Source organism: Ruegeria sp. C10 (assembly GCF_056537805.1).
In genome coordinates, this window is record NZ_JBQFSC010000001.1 from 61677 (window position 1) to 78091 (window position 16415).

14 protein-coding genes are annotated in these 16415 nt (G+C 57.0%); 9 read left to right on the plus strand and 5 right to left on the minus strand.

The window, feature by feature from the left end:
- Nucleotides 1-63: 63 nt before the first annotated feature.
- The 5 genes from ACR0DE_RS00285 (at nucleotide 64) to ACR0DE_RS00305 (ending at nucleotide 6548) form a co-directional block, all read left to right on the plus strand.
- Entirely contained in the window at nucleotides 64-1551 is a 1488-nt protein-coding gene (locus ACR0DE_RS00285) for an ABC transporter substrate-binding protein (RefSeq protein ID WP_480751009.1), read from the plus strand.
- A 154-nt stretch (nucleotides 1552-1705) separates the two neighbouring features.
- Nucleotides 1706-2653, plus strand: a complete 948-nt coding sequence (locus ACR0DE_RS00290; RefSeq protein ID WP_170426057.1) for an ABC transporter permease — start codon at nucleotides 1706-1708, stop codon at nucleotides 2651-2653.
- Nucleotides 2650-3465, plus strand: a complete 816-nt coding sequence (locus tag ACR0DE_RS00295) for an ABC transporter permease (RefSeq protein WP_170648868.1) — start codon at nucleotides 2650-2652, stop codon at nucleotides 3463-3465. The genes ACR0DE_RS00290 and ACR0DE_RS00295 overlap by 4 nt, the downstream gene beginning before the upstream one ends.
- The gene (locus ACR0DE_RS00300) at nucleotides 3462-5060 is read left to right on the plus strand and encodes a dipeptide ABC transporter ATP-binding protein (RefSeq protein WP_170733939.1); all 1599 of its coding nucleotides are present in this window, start codon (nucleotides 3462-3464) and stop codon (nucleotides 5058-5060) included. Before ACR0DE_RS00295 ends, ACR0DE_RS00300 begins: the two co-directional genes overlap by 4 nt.
- 36 nt (nucleotides 5061-5096) lie before the next feature.
- Nucleotides 5097-6548: an aldehyde dehydrogenase family protein gene (locus ACR0DE_RS00305; protein ID WP_170733938.1), complete on the plus strand. Its 1452-nt coding sequence runs from the start codon at nucleotides 5097-5099 to the stop codon at nucleotides 6546-6548.
- Here the strand turns inward: ACR0DE_RS00305 and pncB are convergent.
- Entirely contained in the window at nucleotides 6545-7837 is a 1293-nt protein-coding gene (gene pncB, locus ACR0DE_RS00310) for a nicotinate phosphoribosyltransferase (RefSeq protein WP_170733937.1), read from the minus strand. The genes ACR0DE_RS00305 and pncB overlap by 4 nt on opposite strands.
- Nucleotides 7838-8001: 164 nt before the next feature.
- Between pncB and ACR0DE_RS00315 the strand changes: the two genes are divergently transcribed.
- Nucleotides 8002-8532, plus strand: coding sequence for a hypothetical protein (locus ACR0DE_RS00315; protein WP_480751013.1), 531 nt, complete (start codon nucleotides 8002-8004; stop codon nucleotides 8530-8532).
- A gap of 3 nt (nucleotides 8533-8535) precedes the next feature.
- Here the strand turns inward: ACR0DE_RS00315 and pncA are convergent, their stop codons facing one another.
- Nucleotides 8536-9129, minus strand: coding sequence for a bifunctional nicotinamidase/pyrazinamidase (pncA, locus tag ACR0DE_RS00320; protein ID WP_170408552.1), 594 nt, complete (start codon nucleotides 9127-9129; stop codon nucleotides 8536-8538).
- 96 nt (nucleotides 9130-9225) lie between these two features.
- Here pncA and trhO point away from each other — a divergent pair, with 96 nt between their 5' ends.
- On the plus strand, nucleotides 9226-10131 hold the full coding sequence (gene trhO, locus ACR0DE_RS00325; protein WP_170737172.1) for an oxygen-dependent tRNA uridine(34) hydroxylase TrhO: 906 nt from the start codon (nucleotides 9226-9228) through the stop codon (nucleotides 10129-10131).
- Between the two features lie 64 nt (nucleotides 10132-10195).
- Nucleotides 10196-10696, plus strand: coding sequence for a potassium channel family protein (locus ACR0DE_RS00330; RefSeq protein ID WP_170394876.1), 501 nt, complete (start codon nucleotides 10196-10198; stop codon nucleotides 10694-10696).
- Between the two features lie 6 nt (nucleotides 10697-10702).
- Here ACR0DE_RS00330 and ACR0DE_RS00335 read toward each other — a convergent pair whose 3' ends face one another.
- Entirely contained in the window at nucleotides 10703-11032 is a 330-nt protein-coding gene (locus ACR0DE_RS00335) for a hypothetical protein (protein WP_170598300.1), read from the minus strand.
- A gap of 191 nt (nucleotides 11033-11223) precedes the next feature.
- On the opposite strand from ACR0DE_RS00335, the gene betB reads away from it, so the two are divergent.
- On the plus strand, nucleotides 11224-12678 hold the full coding sequence (betB, locus tag ACR0DE_RS00340; protein WP_480751018.1) for a betaine-aldehyde dehydrogenase: 1455 nt from the start codon (nucleotides 11224-11226) through the stop codon (nucleotides 12676-12678).
- Nucleotides 12679-13358: 680 nt separating this feature from the next.
- Here the strand turns inward: betB and ACR0DE_RS00345 are convergent.
- A complete protein-coding gene (locus tag ACR0DE_RS00345) occupies nucleotides 13359-15506 on the minus strand; it encodes a hypothetical protein (RefSeq protein WP_480751021.1) in 2148 nt (715 codons plus the stop codon).
- Nucleotides 15503-16372, minus strand: a complete 870-nt coding sequence (gene motA, locus ACR0DE_RS00350; RefSeq protein WP_170426076.1) for a flagellar motor stator protein MotA — start codon at nucleotides 16370-16372, stop codon at nucleotides 15503-15505. Before motA ends, ACR0DE_RS00345 begins: the two co-directional genes overlap by 4 nt.
- Nucleotides 16373-16415 lie beyond the last annotated feature (43 nt).

A 16415-nucleotide genomic window follows, 5' to 3' on the forward strand; every position in this document is an offset into this window, starting at 1 on the left:
ACATTGGTCGCAGATCGGCCCGAAAAAAGCAGGGCTAGCCAATTTCAGTGGGGAGAGATTTTCATGACAAAGCAGCGCTTTCGCTCGTTCGCGTCGGCCCTAGTCCTTGGCGCGGGCCTGTTTGCCACGCAGGCCATGGCCAAATCTGACATCACCATCGCCATGCAGCTTGAGCCACCGCATCTGGACCCGACCAGCGCTGCGGCGCAGGCTATCGATTCGGTTGTCTACACCAATATCTTCGAAGGCCTGACCCGGTTCATGGGGGATGGCTCGGTGGTGCCGGGGCTGGCCGAAAGCTGGGAAATCTCGGATGACGGTACTGTTTACACATTCAAGCTGCGCGACGGTGTGACATTTCACGATGGCACAACGATGGATGCCGAGGACGTCAAGTTCACCCTTGATCGCGCCACGGCAGAAGACAGCGCCAACGCGCAGAAGGCTTTGTTTGCGGGCATTAAAAGTGTCGAGGTGGTGGACCCCCTGACCGTTCAGGTGACGTTGAATGAGCCAAACGGGAACTTCCTTTTCAATCTCGCCTGGGGTGACGCGGTGATCGTTGCGCCCGAAAGCATCGAGAATATCAAGACCAATCCGGTTGGCACGGGGGCCTTCACCTTCTCTGACTGGCTGCAGGGTGACAGCATCATCCTGAATCGCAACCCCGACTATTGGGGCGAACAGCCTGCGCTAGAGACCGCAACGTTTAAGTTCATCTCGGATCCGACCGCCGCCTTTGCCGCCATGATGGCCGAGGATGTAGACGTGTTCGACAACTTCCCCGCACCCGAGAATCTGCCGCAATTCGAGGCTGATCCGCGCTTTCAGGTTCTTGTCGGCTCGACCGAGGGGGAAACCATTCTGTCGACCAACAACAAACAAGCCCCGTTTGATGACATATTGGTCCGACAGGCATTGGCCCACGCGATTGACAGGCAGGCCATCATTGATGGGGCTATGTTCGGCTATGGCACACCCATCGGTACGCATTTTGCTCCGCATAACCCGGCTTACGTCGATCTGACCGGCAATTCGGCCTATGACCCGGAAAAAGCCAAGGCGCTGCTGGCCGAGGCCGGGTATCCCGATGGGTTCGAGACCACGCTGCACTTGCCGCCGCCTTCCTACGCCCGACGCGGGGGTGAAATCATCGCTGCGCAACTGGCCGATATTGGCATCACCGCCGAGATCATCAATGTGGAATGGGCGCAGTGGCTGGAAAGCGTGTTCAAGGGCAAGGAGTTTGGCCTGACCATCGTCAGCCATACCGAGCCGATGGATATCGGTATTTATTCCCGGCCCGACTATTACTTCCAATATGACAGCACCGACTTTCAGGCATTGATGGACACGCTGAATTCGACCACGGACCCTGATGAGCGCACACGTTTGCTGGGTGAGGCACAGCGCTTGATTTCGACCGATTACGTCAACGGGTACCTGTTTCAACTTGCCAAACTTGGCGTGGCCAAGGCCGGTGTTGAGGGGCTATGGGAAAACGCACCCACGGCAGCGATCGATCTGACCGGGATCAGTTGGTCCGAATAGAAGAACAGAGTTGGACCGGGGCGATGGCCAGCGCCCCGGCGCGAACTGTTGCACCATGAAACCCACAAGGAATCTGGTTTGGCGGGTTTCTTTTGTCTATCTTCTCGTGCCTTAGGCGCTGGACCCACACGGGATGTGACCCTAACGTTTCCAAATGCTCCGCTACGCCCTCAAACGTCTGCTGTCGCTGATCCTGAGCCTGGCCGTCGCCTCGGTTGTCATCTTTGCAGTGATCGAGGTCGCGCCCGGCGATCCGGCGTCGTTCATGCTGGGCGTGAACGCGCAGGCCGATACATTGACTGCGCTGAGAGCTGAACTGGGCCTCGATGTCTCGAAGATCGAGCGGTACTTCAACTGGGTCGGCGGGATGCTGGTTGGGGATTTTGGTACGTCCTACACCTATCGCACACCCGTGTCGCAGATGATCGCAGATCGATTGTGGGTGTCATTGCCGCTAGCTTTGTACGCGCTGACCCTGTCCACGCTGATTGCTTTCCCCGCCGGTATCTACGCAGCCTCACGGCGCGGCAAACCGGGTGATCTGACCGTGATGGGTGCGACTCAGCTTGGTATCGCGGTGCCGAATTTCTGGTTCGCGATGATGCTGGTGCTGGTCTTTGCCATCAACTTGCGCTGGTTCAATGCCGGCGGTTTCGCGGGTTGGGAGAACGGCATTTGGACCGGTCTACATTCGCTGACCCTTCCAGCCATTGCATTGGCCCTGCCGCAAGCGGCGATCCTTGCGCGGGTTATGCGCTCGGCTCTGTTGGATATTCTGGCCGAGGATTTTATGCGCACCGCACGTGCCAAGGGCCTTTCGCGTCGGCAGGCGCTTTGGCGACACGGAGTGCGGAATGCTCTGATCCCGGTACTGACGATCATTGGACTCCAATTTTCCTTCCTGCTGGCGGGTTCGATCATCATCGAACAGGTGTTTTATCTACCTGGCCTCGGGCGGCTGGTTTTTCAGGCCATATCGGCGCGCGATCTGATTGTCGTGGAATCGGTCGTTATGCTGCTGGTCTTTGCCGTCATCATGGTGAACTTTTTTGTCGATCTGGCCTATGCCGCAGTCGATCCAAGGCTGAGGAGCAGGACATGAGCCGCAACCTGATCCTTGGCGCGACGCTGTCCTCACTGGTGGTGCTGGCAGCGCTGGTGTCCTTTGTCTGGACCCCATACGACCACGCCGCGCTGAACATTCCCGCCAAGCTGGAGCCACCCAGCGCTCAGCACTGGTTCGGTACCGATCATTTCGGACGCGACATGTTCTCGATGATCATGGTTGGTGCGCGCACCTCGATTGCGGTGGCGCTGGTCGCGGTCGGGATTGGCATGGCGCTGGGCGTTCCCTTGGGTCTGGCCGCCGCTGCGCGCAGTGGATCGTGGCTAGATGAATTCATCATGCGCGGCAATGATCTGGTCTTTGCATTCCCCTCTCTCGTCATCGCCATTCTGATCACCGCCGTCTTTGGTGCCGGGGCAATTAACGCGATCATCGCCATCGGTATCTTCAACATCCCCGTTTTTGCCCGCATCACCCGAGGCGCAGCTTTGTCTCTTTGGGAGCGCGAGTTTATCCTTGCCGCCCGCGTGTCAGGCAAAGGCGCGGCACGGATATCGGCTGAACATATCCTGCCCAATGTCGCCAATCTGCTGATTGTTCAGGGAACAATCCAGTTCTCACTTGGCATTCTGGCCGAGGCCGGGCTGTCCTATGTCGGTCTTGGTGCGCAACCGCCTACGCCAAGCTGGGGCAGAATGCTGGCCGATGCGCAGACGATGGTTAGTTTTGCCCCGCATTTGGCTCTGATTCCGGGTCTAGCCATCATCGTGACGGTTCTGGGCCTGAACCTTCTGGGAGATGGCTTGCGCGATTGGTTGGACCCTCGGATACGGGTGGCCCGCGCATGAGTCTTTTGCAAATCAAGGACCTCTCGTTGGCTATCCACGGCACGCCGATTTTAAAGAAGATTAACCTGTCGATTGCCCCTGGGCAGATCGTGGCTGTGACCGGAGAAAGCGGTTCGGGCAAATCAATGACAGCCTTTGCCGTGATGCAGTTGCTGCCAAACGATGCCGAAGTAGATGGGGTGCTAGAGTTAGAGGGCCAGAACCTGCTGAACCGGTCTGAGGCCGAGATTTGTGCGCTGCGGGGCGCTGCGATCGGAATGGTTTTCCAAGAGCCGATGACTGCCCTGAACCCGGTGAAGACCATCGGCGATCAAGTTATGGAGACTATCCTGATCCACAAGGCCATGCCCCCGGCCAAAGCGCGCGCTCGGGCCGAAGAGGTTCTGGCCCGGGTTGGATTGCCAACCGACAGGTTTCCGTTGAAGCGTTATCCTCACGAACTGTCAGGCGGTCAGCGCCAGCGAGTGGTGATCGCCATGGCGATTGCACTGCGCCCCCGACTGTTGATCGCGGATGAGCCGACAACGGCGCTTGATGTGACCACGCAGGCGCAAATCCTTGATCTGCTAAAAGGGCTCGTGTCGGAGTATGGCATGGGTCTGCTGATGATCACGCATGATTTGGCGGTGGTTGCAGACATGGCGGATCAGATTGTGGTCATGCGGCATGGGGAGGTTGTTGAAACGGGCGCAACAGATCATCTCCTGCGCCATATGCAGCACCCTTACACCCGTATGCTGTTCGAAGCTTCGGGGCATCAAGTCAACCTGCCGACCTCTCCTGCACCGCGAGCGTTGCTTGAGGTCGAGAACGTGGTGCGGGACTACCGTCTGCCCCGAACGCGCCTGTTTGCCACGCCCGGTCATCATCGGGCCGTCGATCATGTCAGCTTTACCCTGAATCGGGGGGAGCGTTTAGGGCTGGTAGGAGAGTCCGGTTGTGGAAAATCGACCCTAACACGAGCTATTTTGGGCTTGGAGGAGGTGCAGCAAGGCCGCATTTCCCTTGATGGTCAGCCTGTTTTCACCGGCCACAAACCCAATCTGGCAGTGCGACGCAAGATGCAGGTGGTGTTTCAGGACCCTTATGGCAGCTTCAATCCTCGCCACCGGGTCGCGCGCCTGATCACCGAGCCATTTCATTTGCTGGACACCCCGCCAACCGGTTCTGAACGGCAGGATCGCGTCGCTGAGATGCTTACCGCCGTTGGCCTAAGCCCCGATGATGCGGGCCGCTACATTCACGAATTCTCGGGTGGGCAGCGGCAACGTATCGCTATTGCGCGCGCTCTGATTATTCGATCCGAGTTGATCCTGTTTGATGAGGCTGTCTCGGCGCTGGATGTCTCGGTCCGCGCCCAAATTCTCGACCTGCTGGCCGAGCTTTGTGCGGCTTACGATCTGACTTACCTGTTCATCAGCCATGACCTGAGCGTGGTTCGAACCATCACCGACCGTGTGTTGGTGATGCAGGCCGGCAAGATTGTGGAACAGGGTGAAACCGAGCAAGTCTTCACAGAGCCTCAGCATCCTTACACAAGAACTCTGATCAATGCGGCACCGAAATTGCCGGAGACTGGACGAGGCGCTGCATGAAAAACCCTTGTATAGAGCCTGATATTGGAGCTTCCGATGACTAACCCCCTCTGGTTCGATCCCAACCTTTGCCTGATCGGCGGAGAATGGAAAATGCCCGCGTCAGGTCAAACCTTGCCGCTGGTGAATCCCTCGGACGGTTCCGAAATTTGCCAGATCGCTCGAGGTGGCGAAACCGATATCGACGCTGCAGTGCGGGCCGCCCGATCCGCGTGCGATGGCGATTGGGGTCGCATGACGGCCCTGGAGCGAGGGCGTATTCTCACCCGACTGGGGCAACTGGTTCTGGACCGAGTGGATGAACTGGCACAGCTAGAGGCGATGGATGTCGGCAAACCGCTGACCCAAGCGCGGGCAGATGCGGTAGCATTGGCGCGGTATTGCGAATTTTATGGTGGTGCTGCGGATAAAGTGATGGGCGAGACCATTCCCTATCTGGATGGCTATACCGTCTACACGTTGCGCGAGCCGCACGGTGTGACCGGCCACATCGTGCCGTGGAATTATCCGATGCAGATCATTGGCCGTTCTGTCGGGGCGGCGCTGGCAATGGGTAACGCCTGTGTTCTGAAACCGGCGGAAGAGGCCTGCCTGACCGCACTGGCCTTCGCGCATCTGGCGATACAGGCGGGCCTTCCGCTTGGTGCCCTGAATGTGGTGCCCGGCCTGGGGGCTGAGGCGGGCGCGGCCCTGTCGGCACACCCGGGTGTGGATCACATCTCATTCACCGGTTCGGTCGCGACTGGCGCGTTGGTTCAGCAGGCGGCGGGTCGAAACGTTGTTCCGGTGACACTGGAACTGGGCGGCAAGTCGCCGCAACTGGTTTTCGATGACGCCGATCTGGATGCCGCGCTGCCGTATCTGGTGAATGCGGGTATACAGAATGCGGGCCAGACCTGCTCGGCCTCTTCGCGCATTCTGGTGCAGCGCGGTGTTTATGATGCGGTGAAATCCCGTATGGCGACTGCCTATCAAGAACTCACCGTTGGTCCGGCGATCCGGGATTTGCGCGTCGGTCCGCTGATCTCAACACGGCAAAAAGAAATCGTGACCGGTTTCCTTCACCAAGGCTCGGACTTGGCGATTGCCGCCGAGGGCCAGATTGCGGCTGGCGCACCCGAATCCGGCGCATATGTCAGGCCCACACTGTTCTCGGATGTGCCGCCCGATCATGCCTTGGCGCGGGATGAGATCTTTGGCCCCGTACAGGTTCTGATCCCGTTTGACACCGAAGAACAGGCTCTAACCATAGCAAATAGCACCGAATATGGCCTTGTTGCTAGCGTCTGGACCCGAGATGGTGGGCGTCAGATGCGGCTGGCTAAGGGTTTGCGTTCGGGGCAGGTGTTCATTAACAACTACGGCGCGGGCGGAGGTGTCGAGCTGCCTTTTGGCGGCGTTGGAAAATCCGGCCATGGCCGCGAAAAAGGGTTCGAGGCGCTTTATGGGTTCTCGCAGCTCAAGACGGTTGCGGCCTACCACGGCTAAACGATCACTTCGATCGGCTCCTGCGCTCCAACGCCAAAGACGCGCTTGTACCGCTCAATCTGCTCGGCGGGTCCCATCGCCTTTTCCGGGTTGTCAGATAGTTTGACCGTCGGGTAGCCATTGGCCGAGACCGCCTTGCAGACTAGCGAAAAGGGAGCCAATGCGTCATTCGGTACAAGTTCGCGGAAGTCATTGGTCAGCAACGTACCCCAGCCGAACGAGACATTGGTTTGATCCGCGAACTGAGCGTGCAATTCGCGTATCTTGTCCACATCTAACCCGTCCGAGAAAATAACCCGCTTCTGCGTCGGGTCTTCGCCGCGTGATTTCCACCAGTCTATTGCGATTTTTGCGCCGGTTGCGGGGTCGCCGCTGTCAACGCGAATGCCGGTCCAGCCTGCCAGCCAGTCAGGCGCGCGGTCCAGAAACCCTTTGGTGCCATACGTGTCGGGCAGAATGATGCGCAGATTTCCATCATGTTCCTCGTGCCAGTCGCTAAGGACGTCATAGGGCGCCTGCGCAAGCGCGGCGTCGTCTTCGGCGAGCGCAGAATACACCATAGGTAGTTCATGTGCGTTGGTGCCAATAGCCTCAACTTCGCGTCGCATTGCGATCAGACAGTTGGACGTTCCGGTAAAGGACGAGCCCAAACCTTCAATCATGGCCTGCACACACCAGTCCTGCCAAAGGAAGGAATGCCGCCGCCGCGTGCCGAAATCCGCGATCCCAAGCCCCTCAATAGTGCGAAGCTGGGCTATCTTTTCCCATACGCGTGTCATTGCACGGGCATAGAGCACCTGTAGTTCGAACCGGCGCATATCGTTCAGAACCGCGCGTGAGCGTAATTCCATCAGTACGGCCAGCGCCGGGATCTCCCATAGCATGACCTCGTGCCACTTACCCTCAAAGGTCAGCTCATACTGATCACCCTTATGCTCCAGGTGGTAAGGGGGCAGGCGCAGGTTCTCGAACCATTCCATGAAATCCGGGCGGAACATCTGACGCTTGCCGTAGAATGTATTGCCCCGCAACCACGTGCTTTCCCCACGACTCAGACTTAGCGAGCGGATGTGATCCAACTGCTCGCGCAGCTCGCCTTCATCGATCAAACGGGCCAATGGCACGTGATTCGACCGGTTGATCAGCGAAAACACCACATCGGTTTGGGGCTTATTTCGAAACACTGACTGGCACATCAGCAGTTTGTAGAAATCTGTGTCGATCAATGACCGGATAATCGGGTCAATCTTCCATTTATGATTGTAGACCCGCGTCGCGATATCGACCATGGGGACCTCCTGCAATTTCCGTTGTTAGATCAATCGGAGCACGAAATGGCAAGAGTCGCGGAATTGGGAACAATGCCCACGACAGAACACATTACGGGCTTATTGTGGGTTTCCTTCACGCTTTAGTGAGGGGTGGGGATGGAACTGAAGGTTGAAGTTAGTGAATGAGTCTCGAGTACGATTTTGACATTGTTGCAATAGCTCCGGATGAGGTTGATCCTGAGCATGGGCAAACATCGATAACTGGGCGGCCCCCGGTGCGGGCGCGGTTCAGGGATATCAAGACGGCAGACGCTGTGCGCGCTGCATCGCCCAAGATTCGCAGAATATTTCTGGAATCAGGATTTAGCCTGGACGAGTCGGATGGGCATCTTGCCCGAGGTTATTTTCGGCCAGAAGACGCTGAAGATCGCCTCCTGATCCTAAAGCGGCTTTTTGCGAATATCCGGAATATGGGTGTCCAGGGAGAGTATAGTGGTGAGTTCGATTTCCATCACTTCTTGGGCCATATCAGGACCGCAAAGCCCGGGACCGTGAACCGGAAAATGCCCGAGCGACCATTGCAAGCGCCACGCCCAAGACCAGTGCGACCAAAGCGTCGCACGGTTTCTGGGCGTATCGGTTTCGCGTTAGGTCTTGCCGTGATCCTGTTCGTGTTTCTGAAACTGCTGGCCGAGCATGGTGCCGCGCTTTGATCCTCAGGCCAGTGTCACACCCGCTGCGCGCATGGCCTGTTCTGCGACAGCCAAAGATCCGTCCATATCAATGGCGCGGCACAAGTTGCTTAAGACAGTGACATCAAACCCCAGCTGTGCCGCATCTACCGCCGAATAATGCACGCAGAAATCTGTCGCCAAACCGACCATGGTAAGCTGCGTGATCCCGCGCGTCTCAAGATAGCCTTTTAGACCAGTGGGCGTGGAATGGTCGTTTTCGAAAAACGCGCTATAGCTATCGATAGCGCTGCGAAATCCCTTGCGGATGATCAGATCGCCATCTGTTCGCAAATCCGGATGGAAGTTCGCGCCTGCGCTGCTCTGAACACAGTGATCGGGCCACAAGACCTGAGGGCCATAAGGCATGTCGATCATCTCGAACGGCGCTTTGCCAGTATGAGAACTGGCGAATGAAGAATGCCCCGCCGGGTGCCAATCCTGTGTCAGGATCACCGTATCGAACGTATCCATGATCGCATTGATCGGTGCGACGATCTCGTCCCCTCCGGCTACGGCAAGCGCGCCGCCTGGGCAGAAGTCATTCTGAACATCGATAACGAGCAGGGCGTGGGACATGCTGGCCTCCTAAAGTCGTGTTATCGGTATGGTGCGCAGCGGGTATCGTCAATCCGGTCTCTTGTGTGTTTTTGCCAAGGGCATTAGATCGCCCACATGTACACAATCGCTGCCCTCTATCATTTCACGCGTTTTTCCGACCCCGATGCGCTGCGCCCGGCTTTGCACGAGCTTTGCCGCGCGCAGTCGGTAAAAGGCACCCTGCTGTTGGCGCAAGAAGGGATCAATGGCACCATCGCCGGACCCCGCGCAGGTATCGATGCGGTTCTGGCGCATATCCGTGCGTTGCCAGGATGCAGTGATCTTGAGTGGAAAGAGGCGACCTCGGACCACCCGCCCTTCGGCAAGATGAAGGTGCGGTTGAAGAAAGAGATCGTGACTATGGGCCAGCCCGATGTCGATCCCCGCGCAAATGTCGGGAATTACGTCGAGCCTGAGGACTGGAACGCGCTGATCCGTTCGGATGATGTGGTGGTGATCGACACTCGCAACGATTACGAGGTGGCGATTGGCACGTTTGAGGGTGCAATAGACCCTAACACAGCCAGTTTCCGCGATTTCCCGGCGTGGTGGGAACATAACAAGGACCGCTTTCACAACAAACGCGTTGCGATGTTCTGCACCGGTGGCATCCGGTGCGAAAAATCCACCAACTACCTGCTGGGGCAAGGGGTCGAAGATGTCTATCACCTGAAAGGTGGCATCCTGCGGTATCTGGAAGAAACGCCACCCGAAGACAGCACTTGGCAGGGTGAGTGTTTTGTCTTCGACAACCGCGTCTCAGTTGGTCATGGTCTGGTCGAAGGCCCACACAAGCTGTGCCATGGTTGCCGTCGCCCGATCCTGCCCGAAGATGTGAAACGCCCTGAATACGAGCATGGCGTATCCTGCCATCGGTGTATCAATGAGACTTCAGAACAGGACAAGGCGCGGTTTCGCGAGCGGCAAAAGCAGATACAGCTGGCCCGCGCGCGGGGCGAGGAACATCTGGGCTCTGACTGAAATCAGCTTGCAGGCTGCGTTTGAAATCGGATGATTGTGCGCAAGCCCAACCGACGGAGCGCTCATGACCCACGAACCCAGAACCCTGGAAGAATGGAAATCAACTTTGCTGGCGGCGCTTGGGCTGGTCTTGGCAAGCTTTCTTGCGTGGTACGGTCTGTCGCGCCTGAACGAAGCTACTGCAGGCGACACCATTGGCACTCTTTCTTCGGTAGGCCTTCTGATCTGGATCGCCTCGCAGTCCTGGTACTACATGACCCAGGTGAAATCTCCCCGGAGGTTGTTGTTCCTGATGGGGGTGTCCTTCATCCAGGTCGTGCCATTCCTGTTCGCAGCCGTCTACGGCGCGTTTGGATATAACGACCATTGTGTGATCGGCGCCGAAGGGCCAGCCGATATTCTGTATTTTTCATACGTCACCTTCACAACGGTCGGATATGGGGACATGTCCCCAACTGGCTTTTGCCGTGGGCTGGCTGTGGCCGAGGCTGTGACGGGTTACATCCTGTTGGGCATGTTTGTGGCCGCCGCCGTCGCGCTATACGCGCGCAACCACGGCAAATAGAGCGATCTATTTATTATGATCGATCCAGCGCGACATCATTTGTTTGTCGCGGAAACATTCGGACGGGATCGGGCGGCGCTTGCTGCGCGAGATACGTTCGGCAAAAGCAACCTGCTTACCTGTTGGGTAGTTTGCAAAGGGCGACGGATCATGCGGCGTATGAGCTGAAATCCAGTCCGACAGGGATTTGCGGTCACGCTGCGCCTCGACCGGAATCTCAAGCGCTGATTGTTGCGCGATGGCGCGGGCAAAGCGCATCTGCCGATCGGTAACTGGCAGCAGGTGATAGTCGTTTGTCGGGCCGCTCAGGGCGGAATTTCGCATGTTCTGGGCCATCGGGTAATCCTCTGACTATGTAGAACATAAATAGAACATTAACCTTTCGTTTCAAGGGAAGACCCTTTGGGTTAGGCGAGAACCTGCCAATTTGCAGCTTGATTGACTGATCAGTCAATAATCGATAATTCGATCCTCAACGCACGCGATCTCTTTGACTAAAGAGATTTCTGAACACAGAGGGAACCGGCATGAAGTTTCAACCTAAGGCCAGCCATTTCATCAATGGCGAGTATGTCGAGGACACCAATGGCGCGCCCATCGACGTTATCTACCCCGCCACCGGAGAGGTCATCGCACGGCTACATTCCGCCACGCCTGAGATTGTTGAAAAGGCTCTGAATAGCGCAAAATCGGCCCAAGCGGCCTGGGCTGCCCTATCGGGCACCGAGCGAGGCCGTGTGCTGAGACGCGCGGCCGACATCATGCGGGATCGCAATCGTGACTTATCGATCATCGAAACCCATGATACCGGCAAACCTCTGCAGGAAACGCTGGTGGCCGACGCTACCAGCGGCGCGGATGCGCTGGAGTATTTTGGTGGTCTGGCGGCCTCGCTGACGGGCGAACATATCCCTCTGGCAGACGGGGATTTTGTCTATACCATCCGCGAGGCGCTGGGCGTTTGTGTGGGCATTGGGGCATGGAACTACCCGACGCAGATCGCTTGCTGGAAGGGTGCCCCGGCGTTGGTGTGCGGAAACACAATGATCTTCAAACCTTCCGAGACTACTCCGCTGTCGGCATTGCAAGTAGCCGAGATTTTGATCGAGGCAGGTGCACCCAAAGGCGTCTATAACGTTGTTCAGGGCTACGGTGATGTAGGCGCCAGCCTGGTGACCGACCCCCGAGTGGCCAAGGTCTCGCTAACAGGGTCGGTTCCAACGGGCCGCAAGGTGTACGCTGCTGCCGCCGATGGCATGAAACATGTCACCATGGAATTGGGTGGCAAGTCCCCGATGATCGTGTTCGACGATGCCGACATCGAAAATGCCGTGTCAGGCGCCATTCTGGGAAATTTCTATTCCTCGGGACAGGTCTGTTCCAACGGCACTCGAGTTTTTGTGCAAAAGGGAATCAAAGAAGCGTTCCTTAAGCGCCTGTCTGAACGCCTCGCTACGGCGAAAATCGGCGACCCGATGGATGAAGAGGTCAACTTTGGCCCGATGGTCAGCGAAAACCAGATGAATATCGCGCTTGGCTATGTCGAAAAGGGTAAGGCTGAAGGCGCGCGGCTGATCTATGGCGGCGAACGGGTCCAAGGCGATGGTTTCTACATGCAGCCCACGGTTTTTGCCGATGTTAAGGACGATATGACAATCGCGCGCGAAGAGATTTTCGGCCCGGTGATGTCGGTGCTGGACTTCGACACCGAAGAAGAGGTTTTGGCCCGTGCCAATGACACTGAATTCGGTCTGGCCGCCGGCGTCTTCACCAACGACCTAACCCGCGCCCACCGCATCGTGGCAGGTTTTGAGGCGGGGACTTGTTACATCAACACTTATAACCTGGCCCCGGTTGAGGCACCGTTCGGCGGATCTAAGATGTCGGGCGTCGGTCGCGAGAACTCGAAACTGGCAATCAACCACTTCAGCGAGATGAAGACAGTCTACGTCTCGATGAATGATGTGGAGGCCCCATACTGAATAAATCCGGTTAAATAGTCTCTGTTCTTGACAGTTCACGTCGGGGGCAGAGCACATGCCGGTTCGTACATATGGCTGAATTCCTCAAGACGACTCGTCCGCAAACCGGAGATCAGCCTGTGAAAATTCACACCCGAGCTTTTGTGATCGGAGCAGTTTGATCCTTCATCAACTGGCCAAGTTTGGTTGGATTGACGTAGCGATGCTGGAAAGGGCGAGCTAACTTGGGGCCAACCCCAGACCATGTCCCCGGCACAATACGCAATGCCAATTGTAGCGGCTGTTTTGGCGGTGCATTTTCACATCTGGGCTGAACAAATCTCTGGGGCGGGTCTGCAGGATCCCGATGTGGCAACCGTAATGCCCTGGAATACGGTTTCAGAAAGTCTGAGTCACTCGGCCTGGTTTACCAAGGGCAGATGTGGTGATCGTAATTTCAGATAGAGTTGTCCAAGAACCAGCACACTTGAACGCGTGCGGTGGTCCTGAATGATCATTGAGCCAGCTGTAGATCTTCGACACGTTCACGGAGTTTACCGCCACTGTCCTATGGGCATCATGGATTGATGCATAGGAAGTCCAAATGAATTCAACACCTTTGTTAGAGGCTGATTTTGGCGTCTATCAGCCTACAGGCCAAAGCAGTTACACTTGTCTCTGCAAGAACAGACTTCCAAGGTTCAGTTCGGGTCGATTGCGCGCACTGTCTCAAGCATTTCAGTGATCTGCGCGCGTGCGATGGTGCTGTCCTGTAATAGCATTGCGGCGTCCGACAACGGCTTGTCCGGCTGCCGCGCAACGGGCTCGATCAGGGATGTTCGGATGCGGGACAAATCGGTGAAAGTGTTTGACCTCTCTTCATCCGCACCGCCGGAGCCCGCCAACCAGTTGTATCGATCGGCCATCTCGTGCTTCCCGCCTGCCTGTAATGCGCGCGCGGCGGCATCGAAATCCTGTGTTTGCATCATGGCCTGGGCGCGCAACTCTTGCGCGGTGTCCGAGGAATCGTCCGCGATTTCCAGCAGCGCCTGACGGGGACGGTTGCCCAACAGAGCCGCCTTTGCCCGAAGCCGAGCACGATCACGGCTGCGTTCCCGATCTTGCGGTCGGTTTGCCAGCGCGTAAGCCTGCGCTGAAAACCCAAGGTCAGCCAATCGCTCTGCCATGGACACGGCAGTTTCGACCGCCAGCGCGTTGCGTCGCCTGTCCTTCAATTCCATCACATGGCGCAGGAAAGTAATGTCGTCCGCCCGCTCCGCCAGCAATTGGAACACCTGATCTCGTGTCCTCTGCCATTCGTCGGAATCTGAGACATCCTCAAAACCGGCAAGAGCTCCGGTAAAATCCTGGGACAAAGCCATCGCCAAAGCGTGAGCACGCGCCAACATCGGGCCAAGTTCGGACTTCCGAAGCTCGCGCGCATAACTTGCAGCTAAATCGAGGTCGCGGGGCGAGACCGTACCCCGGTCCGACCACCGCTTTTCGATCAACCGCGCAAGTGCCAACGGCGCATCGGTCGCGGCATCGGGCGCCGATATGACCTCGGTCAACAGCGTTTCCGCGGTATCGGTATCCCCTGCAGCATCCGCGATTTTGGCTTGGGCAAAGGTTACATCAGCGGGTTCGTCCTCTAAGATCCGTTCGACCGCACGCAAGATCCGGCGCGATGCTTCAAGCCGGCCTGCCGAGACAAACATCTCGGCGATATCCGGGCCGAGATGTTGCCTGAGATGCCACGGCAGCCGACCAAAACTGCGTTCGATCGCTTTCACATGCGCATCGGATTGAAGTTTACCCTCACTCAAAAGCGCCCAGAGTGCGGCGGCACCATCACATCTTTGCTGCCCTTCCAAAGGGTTCGGCGTCGGTGCAGGCAACCCGTCCATCACTGATGCGATGGCCGCTAATCTGCGCTGCTCAACCGAGGTCTCCGACAACAAAGACAGGGCTTGGTGCGCTTCTACACCGAACCCGAAATACGTATGGAGCTTCGCCAAATCCATTGCATAAGCCTGGTCGACACGATCGAATTCCTGAAATAGCCCGACCCGCAATTCGGCCACATCCTCGGAAAATGATCGAGCGCCCGACCATGTCTCAAAACCCAGTTCGCTGTTCGTGATACATTCCGGTTTGCTATCAATCTGAGGAACTGCCAGATTGCCCAGCCCCGAAACCTCATCGAGCACCGAAGACAGTCGCAGATTTGGCACTAGCTTTTCCGAAGATCGCAGCGGACCAAAACTGGACGATTCCCTGCGTCCGACACCTGCCAGTTCAAGATCAACAACCTCTCGATCAGCGCTTTGCAATATACGTGATGCTAACTGCTCCTCAAAATTTCGTTGATTTAGTTGCAGCAAAGGCAAGGCCAGTTCGGTGGCTGGAATATCAGTAGGTAAGGGTTTTTGGGCCGGGATACTTGCAATCCTGGGAAGCGCCTCTGGCTCTACCGGGTCACTTGCAGGTGTACCCTGGCCGGGTGCGATATCTATGACAACCATAGTTTGGCGATGCAGAAATGCCGTTGCCACGCAGTCGCACCCAAAAGTCATCTCCAACGCTGCACCTGGCCCGACCTGTTGAAGCGATTGCAGACGGTTCCCCGACAGACGGCCGAAGACAGCTGCAGTGTTGAATGTCGCATTATCGATGCCAATGCTCAGCCGCGCGCCGTTCTCGACCGGATGCAACATCCAACCGGTGCCAGAGGGGACCTGTACCACCAGACGCGTGTATCCCTCATGCTCGCCCGATCGCACGGTCAAAGCCTGTGCTGACGCGCTTGTGCCCCATGCGAGCAAGACCAAAGACAATGCGCGGATCATGCTGCAGCCTGCTTGAGTTCCTTAAGCGCGTCTTCAAGTTCCGAGAAACCGGGCCGGTTGTGGGTCGGTGTGTTCTGGCGGCCGACCTCAATACACATGGCCGCGTTGTGGTTGTGAAGATTAGCCACCAGAACCTCTTTGATGAGTTGGTAAAAGTGGTTGTCTTCTTCGACAACAGATTTCAGCTTGCCCGCGAAAGGACCCACCAATCCATAAGCCAGAAAAACCCCCAGAAACGTCCCAACCAACGCGCCGCCGATCAGCTTACCTAGGACTTCCGGTGGTTGGTCGATTGATCCCATCGTCTTGATCACACCCAGAACGGCGGCCACGATCCCCAGAGCGGGCAACCCGTCAGCAACGGTTTGCAGCGCGTGGCTTGAATGCATGGCATGGTGGAAGTTCGCCTCCATCCGCTTCTCCAGCACCTCCTCAACCTGGTGCGGGTCGTCATAGTTCATCGCCGCCGAGCGCATGGTGTCACAGATCAGGTCCACCGCTTCTTTGTCGGCTTGAATCTTGGGATATGCGGAAAATAGCGATGAGCTTCCTGGCTCTTCAATGTGCTGCTCTACCTCGACCGGGTTCGCGCGTGCGATCCGGATCAGAGAGAATAACAAGCATAACAGATCGCGATAATCCTCGGGCTTCCATTTGGGTCCTTTAAAAACTTTCACGATATCCTTGGCAGTGTGTTTTACGCCGCCGATATCATTGCTGATCAGAAATGCGCCGACTGCGGCCCCTCCGATCATCATCATCTCGAAGGGCAGTGATTTCATAATGATGGCCATCTTGCCGCCTGCGGCAAGGTAGCCGCCGAATACCATGACGAAGATGACGGCAATTCCGATGAGCCCGATCATGAAAGGTCTCCAGCGTTGAGGGTGCAGATAGATATGGCCATGA

Excerpts from the sequence above, each read along its gene's own strand:
- ACR0DE_RS00290 (WP_170426057.1), top strand. The coding sequence starts at position 1,706 with ATGCTCCGCTACGCCCTCAAACGTCTGCTGTCGCTGATCCTGAGCCTG.
- pncA (WP_170408552.1), bottom strand. The coding sequence starts at position 9,129 with ATGTCCCACGCCCTGCTCGTTATCGATGTTCAGAATGACTTCTGCCCA.
- motA (WP_170426076.1), bottom strand. The coding sequence starts at position 16,372 with ATGATCGGGCTCATCGGAATTGCCGTCATCTTCGTCATGGTATTCGGC.
- ACR0DE_RS00305 (WP_170733938.1), top strand. The coding sequence starts at position 5,097 with ATGACTAACCCCCTCTGGTTCGATCCCAACCTTTGCCTGATCGGCGGA.
- ACR0DE_RS00315 (WP_480751013.1), top strand. The coding sequence starts at position 8,002 with ATGAGTCTCGAGTACGATTTTGACATTGTTGCAATAGCTCCGGATGAG.
- trhO (WP_170737172.1), top strand. The coding sequence starts at position 9,226 with ATGTACACAATCGCTGCCCTCTATCATTTCACGCGTTTTTCCGACCCC.
- pncB (WP_170733937.1), bottom strand. The coding sequence starts at position 7,837 with ATGGTCGATATCGCGACGCGGGTCTACAATCATAAATGGAAGATTGAC.
- ACR0DE_RS00285 (WP_480751009.1), top strand. The coding sequence starts at position 64 with ATGACAAAGCAGCGCTTTCGCTCGTTCGCGTCGGCCCTAGTCCTTGGC.
- ACR0DE_RS00295 (WP_170648868.1), top strand. The coding sequence starts at position 2,650 with ATGAGCCGCAACCTGATCCTTGGCGCGACGCTGTCCTCACTGGTGGTG.
- betB (WP_480751018.1), top strand. The coding sequence starts at position 11,224 with ATGAAGTTTCAACCTAAGGCCAGCCATTTCATCAATGGCGAGTATGTC.
- ACR0DE_RS00300 (WP_170733939.1), top strand. The coding sequence starts at position 3,462 with ATGAGTCTTTTGCAAATCAAGGACCTCTCGTTGGCTATCCACGGCACG.
- ACR0DE_RS00345 (WP_480751021.1), bottom strand. The coding sequence starts at position 15,506 with ATGATCCGCGCATTGTCTTTGGTCTTGCTCGCATGGGGCACAAGCGCG.
- ACR0DE_RS00335 (WP_170598300.1), bottom strand. The coding sequence starts at position 11,032 with ATGGCCCAGAACATGCGAAATTCCGCCCTGAGCGGCCCGACAAACGAC.
- ACR0DE_RS00330 (WP_170394876.1), top strand. The coding sequence starts at position 10,196 with ATGACCCACGAACCCAGAACCCTGGAAGAATGGAAATCAACTTTGCTG.